9 protein-coding genes are annotated in these 12,842 nt (G+C 71.1%); 7 read left to right on the plus strand and 2 right to left on the minus strand.

The window, feature by feature from the left end; all coding sequences use genetic code 11:
- The first annotated feature begins 17 nt into the window (after positions 1 to 17).
- From miaA to hflX, 6 genes are all read left to right on the plus strand, one after another.
- Positions 18 to 956 (plus strand): tRNA (adenosine(37)-N6)-dimethylallyltransferase MiaA, encoded by a 939-nt coding sequence (gene miaA, locus ACZ69I_RS18330; RefSeq protein ID WP_470833233.1) that lies wholly within the window; start codon positions 18 to 20, stop codon positions 954 to 956.
- Between the two features lie 107 nt (positions 957 to 1,063).
- A complete protein-coding gene (locus tag ACZ69I_RS18335) occupies positions 1,064 to 1,525 on the plus strand; it encodes a hypothetical protein (RefSeq protein WP_470833483.1) in 462 nt (153 codons plus the stop codon).
- 93 nt (positions 1,526 to 1,618) lie between these two features.
- The gene (gene dapF / locus ACZ69I_RS18340; RefSeq protein WP_470833235.1) at positions 1,619 to 2,497 is read left to right on the plus strand and encodes a diaminopimelate epimerase; all 879 of its coding nucleotides are present in this window, start codon (positions 1,619 to 1,621) and stop codon (positions 2,495 to 2,497) included.
- Positions 2,498 to 2,639: 142 nt separating this feature from the next.
- The gene (locus ACZ69I_RS18345; protein WP_470833237.1) at positions 2,640 to 4,787 is read left to right on the plus strand and encodes a RelA/SpoT family protein; all 2,148 of its coding nucleotides are present in this window, start codon (positions 2,640 to 2,642) and stop codon (positions 4,785 to 4,787) included.
- Positions 4,788 to 4,912: 125 nt separating this feature from the next.
- The gene (locus ACZ69I_RS18350) at positions 4,913 to 6,397 is read left to right on the plus strand and encodes a M1 family metallopeptidase (RefSeq protein ID WP_470833239.1); all 1,485 of its coding nucleotides are present in this window, start codon (positions 4,913 to 4,915) and stop codon (positions 6,395 to 6,397) included.
- A gap of 196 nt (positions 6,398 to 6,593) precedes the next feature.
- The gene (gene hflX, locus ACZ69I_RS18355; RefSeq protein ID WP_467676884.1) at positions 6,594 to 8,084 is read left to right on the plus strand and encodes a GTPase HflX; all 1,491 of its coding nucleotides are present in this window, start codon (positions 6,594 to 6,596) and stop codon (positions 8,082 to 8,084) included.
- Positions 8,085 to 8,179: 95 nt separating this feature from the next.
- Here the strand turns inward: hflX and ACZ69I_RS18360 are convergent, their stop codons facing one another.
- Complete coding sequence (locus tag ACZ69I_RS18360; protein ID WP_470833240.1) at positions 8,180 to 9,391, minus strand: trypsin-like serine peptidase; 1,212 nt, start codon at positions 9,389 to 9,391, stop codon at positions 8,180 to 8,182.
- Positions 9,392 to 9,560: 169 nt separating this feature from the next.
- Positions 9,561 to 10,793 (minus strand): trypsin-like serine peptidase, encoded by a 1,233-nt coding sequence (locus ACZ69I_RS18365; RefSeq protein ID WP_470833242.1) that lies wholly within the window; start codon positions 10,791 to 10,793, stop codon positions 9,561 to 9,563.
- Positions 10,794 to 11,172: 379 nt separating this feature from the next.
- Here ACZ69I_RS18365 and ACZ69I_RS18370 point away from each other — a divergent pair, with 379 nt between their 5' ends.
- Positions 11,173 to 12,816 (plus strand): diaminobutyrate--2-oxoglutarate transaminase family protein, encoded by a 1,644-nt coding sequence (locus ACZ69I_RS18370; protein ID WP_470833243.1) that lies wholly within the window; start codon positions 11,173 to 11,175, stop codon positions 12,814 to 12,816.
- The last annotated feature ends 26 nt before the right edge of the window (positions 12,817 to 12,842 follow it).

Genomic DNA, 12,842 nt, shown 5'->3' on the forward strand with positions numbered 1-12,842 from the left:
TTTGCGAGACTGGGGCGGTGAGTAGTGCAACCCCCGCACCGCGGGTCATCGCCGTCGTCGGTCCGACCGCTGCAGGAAAGTCCGATCTGGGCGTTTTCCTCGCTCAGCGCCTCGGCGGCGAGATCGTCAACGCCGACTCCATGCAGCTCTACCGGGGGATGGACATCGGCACCGCCAAGCTGACGCCCGAGGAGCGCGGCGGCGTGCCCCACCACCTCCTCGACATCTGGGACGTCACGGAGGCCGCCTCCGTCGCCGAGTACCAGAAGCTGGCCCGCGCCGAGATCGACCGTCTCCTCGCCGAGGGGCGCTGGCCGATCCTGGTCGGCGGCTCCGGCCTGTACGTGCGCGGGGCCGTGGACCACCTGGAGTTCCCCGGCACCGACCCCGCCGTGCGGGCCCGCCTGGAGGAAGAGCTAGCCCAGCACGGCCCGGGAGCCCTGCACGCCCGGCTCGCCGCCGCCGACCCCGGGGCCGCGCAGGCGATCCTGCCCAGCAACGGCCGCCGGATCGTCCGGGCCCTGGAGGTCATCGAGATCACGGGCAAGCCCTTCACCGCCAACCTCCCCGGCCACGACTCCGTGTACGACACCCTCCAGATCGGCGTCGACGTGGCACGTCCCGAACTCGACGAACGCATCGCCACGCGCGTGGACCGCATGTGGGAGCAGGGACTGGTCGACGAGGTGCGCGCGCTGGAGGCGCAGGGGCTGCGCGAGGGGCGCACGGCGTCACGTGCGCTCGGCTACCAGCAGGTCCTCGCGGCCTTCGCGGGGGAGTGCACCGAGGACGACGCCCGCGCCGAGACCGTACGCGCCACCAAACGCTTCGCGCGCCGTCAGGACTCGTGGTTCCGCCGCGATCCACGGGTGAACTGGCTCAGTGGGGCCGTGGCCGACCGCGAGGAACTCCCGGCACGCGCACTGGCGTTGGTCGAACGACCGGTCACAGCCTGATCACGTGATGGCATCGGGACGCTCAGGCGGTCATCCCGGCACCTGACACCGTGCCATCATCGACCATCGATCGACCGGTGGAGTCCGAAGTGGGAGGGCGCGTGGCGATGGAGGCCGGCCCTCGTGACACCGCACATGACGGCGAAGAGCAACTGAGCCCCGACGGGCCCGACGACATCCCGGGCGGCGTGACGGACGACGGTCCCGGCGCGGACGAGATGGTGCCGGAGGCCGAGGTCGAGGTCGAACTGCGCCCGCAGCGCCGCCTGCGCATCTGGCAGCTCGCGCCCATCGTGATCCTGGCCGCGATCGGGTCCCTGATGTTCGCCTTCCCGCTCGCCTTCGAATTCGGCGACGGTGGCGCGGTGGTCGCCATGCTCGGGCTGCTGATCAGCTGCTGCGCCGCGGGCTGGGGCATGATGGCCGCCCGCCGCGTGGGGCACACCTGGCCCGGACTGCCCGAGCGCGGCTCCGGACGCCGCCCGGACTGGCGGGTCGTCTCCGCGTACGCCCTGCTCTTCCTGGGCGCCGTCGTCCTCGCCGTGTGGCGCGTGGCCAGGCTCCGCTGAGGCTCGCCGGGGCGCCGTCCCCCGAGGCGGGCGGACGCCTACCGGGCCGTACCGCCTGATCCGAGTGTCGGACCCACCCCGTACGATCGAGGAATGAGCACGCGGATCGCCTTCCTCAAGGGGCACGGGACCGAGAACGACTTCGTGATCATCCCCGACCCCGACAACGCCGTCGAGCTGCCCCCGGCCGCCGTGGCCGCCCTGTGCGACCGCCGCGCGGGCATCGGGGGCGACGGCCTCCTGCACGTCGTGCGCTCCGCCGCCCACCCCGAGGCCCGTCACCTCGCGGACCGGGCCGAATGGTTCATGGACTACCGCAACGGCGACGGGTCGGTCGCCGAGATGTGCGGCAATGGAGTGCGCGTCTTCGCCCGGTACCTGCAGCGTGCGGGGTACGTCGGCGAGGGGGACCTGGTGGTGGCCACCCGCGGCGGCGTGAAGACCGTGCACATCGCCAAGGCGGACTCCGGCGGCGACATCACCGTCGGGATGGGCAAGGCGCGGCTCCCCGAAGGGGACGTCACCGTCTCGGTCGGTGACCACCGCTGGCCCGCGCGCAACGTGAACATGGGCAACCCGCACGCGGTCGTGTTCGTGGACGACCTCTCCGAAGCGGGCAGCCTCTACGACCCGCCGCCCTTCAGCCCCGCCTCCGCCTACCCGGACGGGGTGAACGTGGAATTCGTCGCCCCCCGCGGCGAGCGCCACATCGCCATGCGGGTGCACGAGCGAGGCTCGGGCGAGACGCGCTCCTGCGGCACGGGCGCGTGCGCCGTCGCTGTGGCGGCGGCCCGCAAGGACGGCGTGGACCCGGCCGTGACCGGGGCCTCGGCCACCTACACCGTCGACCTGCCCGGCGGACGCCTGGTGATCACCGAGCGGCCCGACGGCGAGATCGAGATGACAGGCGGCGCGGTGATCGTCGCGGAAGGCGAGATCGCGTCCGAATGGCTCGAAACGGTACTCCCATGAACTGTCGCTCGAATGGGTGATCCGTTTCACGCTCGGCGAGAGGCGGTCAGCGCCGCGTGATGGGCTCGGTAGCATCAAGCACCGGCCCGGACGGAGTATGCCGCCGTCCGCTCACCGCCGGTCGAAGCAGCCGGAGGTGCTCATGAGTGCGGAGGCCACGAACCCAGCCACGCCCGGCCCCGCGACGTCCGGGGTCCAGCGCAGGCGCGGCCGCGCCCGTCTCGACCTGCGCAGGCTCGGCCGTGCGGCCCTGCTCGGCTCCGGCACCCGGGACCGTCTCCCCGACGCGATCGGCCATGTGGCGGAGGCCCACCGGGCCCACTATCCGGACGCCGATCTCGAACCGCTGCGCCGCGCGTACGTCCTCGCCGAGTCCTCGCACCGCGGTCAGATGCGCAAGAGCGGCGAGCCGTACATCACGCATCCGCTCGCGGTGACCCTGATCCTCGCCCAACTCGGCGCGGAGATCACCACCTTGACCGCCTCCCTGCTGCACGACACCGTCGAGGACACGGACGTCACCCTCGACCAGGTGCGGGCCGAGTTCGGCGACGACGTCTGCTACCTGGTCGACGGCGTCACCAAGCTGGAGAAGGTCGACTACGGAGCGGCCGCGGAGCCGGAGACGTTCCGCAAGATGCTCGTCGCCACCGGCAACGACGTACGCGTGATGTCGATCAAGCTCGCCGACCGGCTGCACAACATGCGCACCCTCGGTGTCATGCGTCCCGAGAAACAGGCACGCATCGCCAAGGTGACCAGGGACGTCCTCATTCCGCTCGCCGAGCGCCTCGGTGTGCAGGCGCTCAAGACCGAGCTGGAGGACCTCGTCTTCGCGATCCTCCACCCGGAGGAGTGCGCCCAGGTCAAGGCCATGATCGCTGCCGACGCGGAGAGCCCGGGCGATCCCCTCGGGAACATCGCGGACGAGGTGCGCGGCGTGCTGCGCGACGCGGGCATCACCGCCGAGGTCCTCATCAGGCCGCGGCACTCCGTCTCCGTCCACCGCGTGCACCGCAAGCGCGGCGAACTGCGGGCCTCCGACTTCGGCCGTCTCCTCGTGCTCGTCAACGAGGACGCGGACTGTTACGGCGTCCTGGGGGAGCTGCACACCTGCTTCACGCCGGTCGTCTCGGAGTTCAAGGACTTCATCGCCGTACCGAAGTTCAACCTCTACCAATCGCTGCACACGGCCGTGACCCGCGCCGACGGCGAGGTTGCCGAAGTCCTCATCCGTACGCATCAGATGCACCAGGTCGCCGAGGCGGGCGTGGTCGCGCTGCGCAATCCCTACGCTCCTCCTTCGGAGGAGCCCTCCGAGAGCGCCGACGACGAGCGGGTGGACCCGACGAGGCCGGGCTGGCTCTCCCGGCTCCTCGACTGGCAGGAGGCGGCCCCCGACCCGGACACGTTCTGGTCGACGCTGCGGGAGGACCTCGCCCAGGACCGCGAGATCGCCGTCTTCCGGCCCGACGGCGGCACGCTCGGCCTGCCCGCCGGCGCCAGCTGTGTGGACGCCGCCTACACCCAGTACGGCGAGGACGCGCACGCCTGCATCGGCGCGCGCGTCAACGGCCGCCTCGCGACGCTCAGCACGGTCCTGCGGGACGGCGACACGGTGCAGCTGCTCATGGGCCAGGACCACACCTCCGGCCCCTCACGCGAGTGGCTGGACCACGCCCGCACCCCTGCAGCGCGCATCGCGATCCGGCGCTGGCTCACCACCCATCCGGCTCCCGTGGCGCCCGCGCCGACGCCGTCCGGGCAGCGGCCGCCCCAGCAGGCGCCCGCGACCGTGCCGAAGCCGGACACCTCCGAAGCGCTGCGGCCCGCCGCGGCGAACGCCGTCGTGGACCGCGAGGGTGCGAGCGTGCGCCTCGCGGGCTGCTGCACGCCGGTGCCGCCCGACGACGTGACCGCCTTCGCCGTACGAGGCGGCGTCGTGACCGTCCACCGGGTGGGCTGTCCGGCTGTCGAGCGGATGAAAGAGGTGGGGCGGCCGGAGGTCGGCGTGCGCTGGGGGGACACCGCCGAGTGCCGGGTCACTCTGATCGCCGAATCGTTCGGCCGCGCCCATCTGCTCGCCGACCTCACCGAGGCGATCGCCCTCGAAGGCGTGGCGATCATTTCGGCCACCGTCGAGCCGCCGACCCAACAGCGCGTGCGCCACACGTACACGCTCCAACTCCCGGACGCGGGACACCTGCCGGGCCTGATGCGGGCGATGCGCGCCGTCCCCGGGGTGTACGACGTCAATCGCGCCCAGCATCCGGCCGCCGCCGCCCACTGAACGGCCCCCCTCTCACCCCGGGACACATCCCTCCCGGCCCGTCGGCTGAGCCCTGCGGCGACTCGTTCGGGTGGCTCATCGCGCGTCGTCACGTGCGGGAAGACGCACGCTGATAGCGGTAGTTCATGCTGCTCACCCCCCGGACCGCGGCCTCCCGGCCGAAGGCCCTCCGCACCCCCCGCATCGCGGCCGCCCTGCTCGCGGCGACCGCCTCCGCCGCCCTCGTCGCGGCGAGCGCGCCGTCACCGGTCGCCCCGCTCGGCATCGGCGACCCGCTCTTCCCCCACCTGGGCAACCCCGGGTACGACGTGGCCTCGTACGACATCGACCTCACCTACCGCGGCGACAACAGCAAGCCGTTGGAAGCCGTCACCAAGATCGACGCCCGGACCACCGCACTCCTGGAACACATCAATCTCGACTTCGCCCACGGCAAGGTGCGCTCCGTCGACGTGAACGGTGAGCGCGCACGCTTCGAGAGCAGCGGCGAGGACCTGGTCGTCACGCCGTCCGTGCCGGTCGAACCCGACGACCCGCTGCGGATCACCGTCCGGCACACCAGCGACCCCATGCCCACGAAGAAGGGCGAAGGCGGCTGGCTGCGCACCGGCGACGGACTGGCCATGGCCAACCAGGCCGACGCCGCCCACCTGGTCTTTCCGTGCAACGACCACCCTGCGGACAAGGCCGAGTTCACGTTCCGGATCACCGCTCCGGAAGGGCTCACCGCCGTCGCCAACGGCCTTCCGGTGACCGCGAGCCGGCAGGGCGGGACCACCACCAGGGTCTACCGCACCCACCACCCGATGGCGACCGAGCTGGCCCAGGTGTCGATCGGCCGCTCCACCGTGCTGCACCGGGAGGGGCCGCACGGCCTGCCGGTACGGGACGTGGTGCCCACCAAGGACCGCAAGGTCCTTGAGCGCTGGCTGAAGAAGACCCCCGGTCAGATCGACTGGATGGAGAAGAAGGTCGGCCGCTATCCCTTCGAGGTGTACGGCGTCCTGATCGCCCACGCGCGGACCGGCTTCGAACTGGAGACGCAGACGCTCTCTCTCTTCGAGAGAGAGCTCTTCACGCGCTCCGAGATCCCGGAGTGGTACGTCGAAGCGATCATGGTGCACGAGCTCGCGCACCAGTGGTTCGGCGACAGCGTCAGCCCGCGGAACTGGTCGGACCTGTGGCTCAACGAGGGCCACGCCACCTGGTACGAGGCCCTCTTCGCCGAGGAGAAGGCGGAGAAGTCGCTGACCGCCCGGATGCGGGCCGCCTACCAGCAGTCGGACAGCTGGCGCGCGACCGGCGGGCCCCCGGCCAAGCCGAAGGCGCCCGCGCCCGGTGAGAAGATCAGCATCTTCCGTCCCGTCGTCTACGACGGCAGTGCGCTGGTGCTCTACGCCCTGCGCCAGGAGATCGGGCAGGAAGCCTTCGACCGCGTGGAGCGGGAGTGGGTCCGTCTGCACCGCGACGGCAACGTCTCGACCGCCGACTTCGTGCGGCTCGCCTCCCTGGCCGCAGGGCGCGACCTGGGCGGATTCTTCGACGGCTGGCTCTACGGGAAGAAGACGCCGCCCATGCCGGGGCACCCGGACTGGAAGCCCGCGAAATAACCCGGATGACGAGACGGGCCGTGTCGTGCAACCATCTTCAGGTCGACGGCGCGGTCCGTCCGGGACATCCCCTCGGGGACATCTCAGGGCCGGATCCGGCGGGCTCCGGGAATCTCCGGAAGACCTCGGGCGTTGTCGACTGTGACGGGTCCCGCATCCGTCGCCCATTCCACCGACGTATCGACGTAAGGACCCAATGACCTCCTCTTCTTCCCCTTCCCAGGACGCACAGAGCTTCGCGCAGAACTACCCCGAAGGTCTTCGGGCCGATGCCCTGATGGAAGAGGACGTCGCCTGGAGCCACGAGATCGACGGAGACCGGGACGGCGATCAGTTCGACCGCTCCGAGCGTGCGGCCCTGCGCCGTGTCGCGGGTCTCTCCACCGAGCTCGAGGACGTCACCGAAGTCGAGTACCGACAGCTCCGTCTGGAGCGTGTGGTGCTCGTCGGCGTGTGGACTTCGGGAACGGTCCAGGATGCGGAGAACTCCCTCGCCGAGCTGGCCGCCCTGGCCGAGACGGCGGGCGCGCTCGTGCTCGACGGCCTCGTCCAGCGCCGCGACAAGCCCGACCCGGCGACGTACATCGGCTCCGGCAAGGCCCTTGAGCTGCGCGACATCGTGCTCGAGACCGGCGCCGACACCGTCGTCTGCGACGGTGAGCTGAGCCCCGGCCAGCTGATCCACCTCGAAGACGTCGTCAAGGTCAAGGTGGTCGACAGGACCGCCCTGATCCTCGACATCTTCGCCCAGCACGCCAAGTCCCGGGAGGGCAAGGCGCAGGTGGCTCTCGCGCAGATGCAGTACATGCTGCCGAGGCTCCGTGGCTGGGGTCAGTCGCTCTCCCGTCAGATGGGTGGCGGCGGCGGTGGTGGCATGGCCACCCGTGGACCCGGTGAGACCAAGATCGAGACGGACCGGCGACGGATTCGCGAGAAGATGGCGAAGATGCGCCGGGAGATCGCGGAGATGAAGACGGGCCGCGACATCAAGCGGCAGGAGCGCCGACGCAACAAGGTGCCCTCGGTCGCGATCGCCGGATACACGAACGCGGGCAAGTCCTCCCTGCTCAACCGCCTCACGGGCGCGGGCGTCCTGGTGGAGAACTCCCTGTTCGCCACCCTCGACCCCACCGTGCGCCGGGCCGAGACGCCGAGCGGCCGGGTCTACACCCTGGCCGACACCGTCGGGTTCGTGCGGCACCTGCCGCACCACCTTGTCGAGGCGTTCCGCTCCACCATGGAGGAGGTCGGTGACTCCGACCTGATCCTGCACGTGGTCGACGGCTCGCACCCGGTGCCGGAGGAGCAGTTGGCCGCGGTGCGCGAGGTGATCCGCGACGTGGGCGCCACCGACGTGCCCGAGATCGTGGTGATCAACAAGGCGGACGCGGCGGACCCCCTGGTCCTCCAGCGCCTCCTGCGCAACGAGAAGCACGCGATCGCGGTCTCCGCGCGCAGCGGCGCCGGTATCGACGAGCTGCTCGGGCTCATCGACACCGAACTGCCGCGGCCGGAGGTCGAGATCGAGGCCCTCATTCCGTACACGCACGGGCAGCTCATCTCGCGGGCGCACGCCGAGGGCGAGGTGCTCTCCGAGGAGCACACGGCCGAGGGCACCCTGCTCAAGGCGCAGGTGCACGAGGAACTCGCGGCGGAACTCGCGCCGTACGTGCCGGCCACGCGCTGAGCCGCGGCGCCACCCGGCGGTCCGCCCAGCACACGGCGAAGGCCCGCCCCCTTTCCCAGGGGGCGGGCCTTCGCCGTGCCGTACGGGCGCGCGGGTTACTGCGAGCCGTACTTCTTGCTCATCATGTCGTAGACCTGCTGGGCGCCCCGGCCCAGCTGCGGTCCGGCCAGCCAGGTGTTCTCGGCCGGGCCGATCGAGGTGTTCGACACGAGCTTCGTCTTGCCGCCCGCCACGCGGAACCAGCCGCCACCGGAGGAACCGCCGGTCATGGTGCAGCCGATGCGGTACATCGTGGGCAGGGACGGCGACAGCGAGAGACGGCCCGGCTTGTCGACGCACCGGTGCATCATCAGGCCGTTGTACGGCGGGGCGGCAGGGTAGCCCCAGGCGCCCATCGAGCTCACGCTCTGCGTGGACGGGGCCGAGAAGTCGACGTCGAGCGCGTTGCCGACGGTCTCCTCCAGGGACTTGCCCCCCTGTTCCGGCTTCACGTGCATGACGGCGTAGTCGTACGTCGCACCCGAGCCGCCCGTCGGACCGCCCCCGTCGATCCACTCGTTGGAGGTCGAGACCCAGTCCGCCCAGTACTGGCCGTAGGGGGCGATCTCCTGCGGAGCCGCGTTGCGCAGCTGGGCCTCGGACTTGCCCAGGTCGTTGTAGGAGGGGACGAACGCGATGTTGCGGTACCAGCCGCCGTTCTTACCGGCGTGCACGCAGTGGCCCGCGGTCCACACGAGGTTGGACTTGCCGGGGTTGTGCGGGTCCTTCACGACGGTGCCGGAGCAGACCATCGAACCCTCGGGGGAGTCGAAGAAGATCTTGCCGACCGGGGCGGCGTGCTCGTGGTACGGCGTGGTCTCCGGCTTGGCCCGGACGGGCGCCGGCTCCGGGTCGGTCGCGCCCTGACCGGCGCTCGCGTCCTTCGCGGCGATCGTCTTGTTCGGGTCCTTGGCGTTCTTCATCCGCTCGGGCTTCCAGAGCCCCGCGATGACGGGGTTGGCGAAGTCCTTGGCCTCGCGGACCCAGTCGTCCTTGTCCCAGTTCTTCCAGGCGCCGCCCTTCCAGTCGTCCAGGTCGATGCCCTTCTCCTTGAGCTTGTCGGCGAGGCCGCCGGGCAGCTTGGAGTCGGAACCGGAGCTGGAGCCTTCGGAACCCTGGGACGCGCTGTTGCCCGACTTGTCGCTCGCCTTGTCGTCGCTCGGGCCGCAGGCCGTGGCGGTGAGCGCAAGGGTCGCTGCGAGGCCGGTGGCGGCGAGTGCGACCCGCCGCCCGCGGCTGCGCGCGAAAGGCGCGCGAGTGGAACGCATGGTGCGTGTACCCCCGTTGGAACGTGTCTTTGCCATGTACGTGTCACGTATCGACGCGGGAGGAACCGTGGAAACCCCGCGTTGACACAACACCCCACTATGCCCGTGAGGTGGGGGACGAACGGCGGCGGGGTCGTGAAGGTTCACGGCGCCCGCCGCCCGAAACGCCCTACCGCCCGGCGAACTTCTTGCTCACCGCGCTGTAGATCCCCTTGGCCTCCTTGCCGAAGCGCGGACCGGCCAGCCAGCCCGCGGACACCGGGCCGATGGAGGTGTTCGAGACCAGTGCGGGCTTGCCGTCCTGGCCCTGGGCGACCCAGCCGCCGCCGGACGAACCGCCGGTCATGGTGCAGCCGATGCGGTACATCGTCGGGTCCGGCTTGCTGAGCGAGAGGCGGCCCGGCTTGTCGGCGCACTGGAACAGCTTCTGGCCGTCGAAGGGCGGAGCGGCCGGGTAGCCGGTCGCCGTCATGTCCTTGATCTGCGGCACGGACGGGGCGTTGAAGTCCACCGGGAGCGCCGAACCGACGGTCTCCTCCAGCGACTTGCCCTCGCTGCCCTTCTCGGGCTTCACGTGCATGACCGCGAAGTCGTACGGCGCGCCCTTGCCGCCCGTCGGACCGCCCTGCTCGATCCACTGGTCGGAGGTCTGCGCCCAGTCGCCCCACCAGACACCGTACGGAGCGACCTCTTCCTTGGGGGCGTTCTGCAGCTCCTCGGTCGACTTGCCGCTGTCGTTGTACGAGGGGACGAAGATCATGTTGCGGTACCAGCCGCCCTCGGCACCGGCGTGCACGCAGTGGCCCGCGGTCCACACCATGTTGGACTTGCCGGGGTGAGCCGGGTCCTTCACGACGGTGGCGGAGCAGACCATCGAACCCTTGGGGCTGTCGAAGAACAGCTTGCCCGAGGCGGGAGCCTGGCTGTGGTACGGCGCCTTCACGGCCGCCGCCTCGACGGGCTTGGGGGTCGGGTCCGTGACGCCCTGATCACCGGAGATGTCGTTGTCGTCGACGCTCCGGTCGGGGTTCTTGTCCGTGTCCCGCATCCGCTCCGGGTCCCAGAGGTCCTTGATGATCGGGTTGACGAAGTCGCCCGCCTCGCGCAGCCAGTCGTCCTTGTCCCAGTTCTTCCAGGCGCCGTTCTTCCAGTCGTCCAGGTCGAACCCGTGGTCCTTGAGCTTGTCCTTGAGATCGTCCGGGATCTTGAACTTGTCGTTGCCGTTGCTGTCGCCCGGCTGCGACGAGGACGAGTCCCCGCCGGCGTTGTCCTCGCTGGGGCCGCAGGCCGTGGCGGTCAGTGCGAGTGCCGCGCCGAGCGCGACAGCGGCCGCCACGGGGGACGTTCTGGTGCGCGCGCTCCTCCTATTGCGAACGGTGAAGAGCGGACGTATGGGTCGCATGGTGAGAATCCCCCTGGGCCTCGAAATCGTTCCAAAGTGCTGGACATCCGGGTAAGAGGCACCCGTTGCCACCGGTGCGGCACCCCTTCGCTGGATTTGCTCCGATTTGCTCGGGGGAGCGGTGCACCTGTCGCTGATGAACGGCCCCCACACTATGCCGGTGCCGTTGGGGACGGCCGACGGAAGGGCAACGGTTCCGTCACGGCAAGGATCTTCCGTTGACCCGTGATCCTCCGGCGCCCTCGTCGTTGGTACGTACGGGGGAGTCGCGTCCTGCGTTCATCCCCCTGCCCAACTCGCCCGCGCGACCGCCCACATGGGGCTCTCCGGAGCAGCACCTGACGGACGCGCTCGTCCCACAGCGGGAGGACCAGCAGTCGTGGCCGTGACCGAGCCTGCGCCCGCGGCAGTGTCCGCACAACGTTCCGTGCCGAAACCCCCGTCGCAGCCCGCACCGGAGCCGGCGCGGCAGCCCGCCGCATCCGAGGGTGCGGTGCCGGCCGAAGCCGATGCGGCGGCTGCCCCGGCCTCGCGCACCGCGGCCGACCCCGCAGTTCACGAGGGGATCCTGCGACGCCAGGCGGCGCGTGAATCGGCGGCGCGCACCTACGCGCGAGCCCTGCCGATCGTGCCGGTCCGGGCCCGCGGCCTGACGATCGAAGGCGCCGACGGAAGCCGCTACCTCGACTGCCTCTCGGGCGCGGGGACCCTTGCCCTCGGTCACAACCACCCCGTGGTGCTCGAAGCGATCAGGAAGGTCCTCGACTCCGGGGCGCCCCTGCACGTCCTCGACCTGGCCACCCCCGTCAAGGACGCCTTCACCACCGAGCTGTTCCACACGCTGCCGCGCGGTCTGGCGGACCGCGCACGGATCCAGTTCTGCGGCCCCGCCGGAACGGACGCGGTGGAGGCCGCGCTGAAACTGGTCCGCTCGGCCACCGGCCGCGACGGCGTGCTCGCGTTCACCGGCGCCTACCACGGCATGACGGCCGGAGCTCTCGCGGTGTCCGGCGGCGCACGCGACGTACGGGTCGCGCGCCTGCCCTACCCGCAGGACTACCGGTGCCCCTTCGGTCTCGGCGGCGCGCGCGGCGCAGAACTGTCCGCTCGGTGGACCGAGAGCCTCCTGGACGACACCAAGTCGGGCGTACCGGCACCGGCCGGCATGATCCTCGAACCGGTGCAGGGCGAGGGCGGGGTCTTTCCGGCCCCCGACGCCTGGCTGCGCAGGATGCGCGGGATCACCGCCGCACGCGGCATCCCGCTCATCGCGGACGAGGTCCAGACGGGCGTCGGCCGCACCGGCGCCTTCTGGGCCGTCGAGCACAGTGGTGTCGTCCCCGACGTGATGGTGCTCTCGAAGGCGATCGGCGGCAGCCTCCCCCTGGCCGTCGTGGTCTACCGCGACGACCTCGACGTCTGGCCCCCCGGAGCGCACGCGGGCACCTTCCGCGGCAACCAACTCGCCATGGCCGCGGGCGCCGCCACCCTCGCGTACGTCCGTGAGAACGGCCTCGCCGAACGCGCCGCCACCCTCGGCGCCCGCATGCTCGCCCAACTGCGCTCGCTGGCCGCCGACCACCCCTGCATCGGCGAAGTCCGTGGCAGGGGATTGATGATCGGGGTGGAACTGGTGGACCCGGCCTCGGAGCGGGAGCCGGACCCGGCTTCGGACAGGGACCGGGACCCGGCTTCGGACAGGGACCGGAACCCGGCGGCGGGTTCACCGACCGCCTCGGCGCACCCGAAGACCACCACGCTCACCGACATGGCACCCGACCAGCTTGCCACGCCGTCGGACGACCTCCCGGTCACCGCGCGGCCCCACCCACCGGCACCCGAACTCGCCGCGGCCGTCCAGCGGGAGTGCCTGCGCCGTGGCCTGATCGTCGAACTCGGCGGCCGCCACTCCAGCGTCGTACGACTCCTCCCTCCGCTCACCATCACCGACGAACAGGCCGCCGCGGTCCTCGACCGCCTGGCCGACGCGCTGGCCACCGCGGCGCGTACCCACCACGGATAGCCAAGACGGACCCGGGCGCACCCGGC

This window comes from Streptomyces sp. NPDC036815, assembly GCF_055609205.1.

Excerpts from the sequence above, each read along its gene's own strand:
- ACZ69I_RS18335 (WP_470833483.1), top strand. The coding sequence starts at position 1,064 with ATGGAGGCCGGCCCTCGTGACACCGCACATGACGGCGAAGAGCAACTG.
- dapF (WP_470833235.1), top strand. The coding sequence starts at position 1,619 with ATGAGCACGCGGATCGCCTTCCTCAAGGGGCACGGGACCGAGAACGAC.
- ACZ69I_RS18345 (WP_470833237.1), top strand. The coding sequence starts at position 2,640 with ATGAGTGCGGAGGCCACGAACCCAGCCACGCCCGGCCCCGCGACGTCC.
- ACZ69I_RS18350 (WP_470833239.1), top strand. The coding sequence starts at position 4,913 with ATGCTGCTCACCCCCCGGACCGCGGCCTCCCGGCCGAAGGCCCTCCGC.
- hflX (WP_467676884.1), top strand. The coding sequence starts at position 6,594 with ATGACCTCCTCTTCTTCCCCTTCCCAGGACGCACAGAGCTTCGCGCAG.
- ACZ69I_RS18360 (WP_470833240.1), bottom strand. The coding sequence starts at position 9,391 with ATGCGTTCCACTCGCGCGCCTTTCGCGCGCAGCCGCGGGCGGCGGGTC.
- ACZ69I_RS18365 (WP_470833242.1), bottom strand. The coding sequence starts at position 10,793 with ATGCGACCCATACGTCCGCTCTTCACCGTTCGCAATAGGAGGAGCGCG.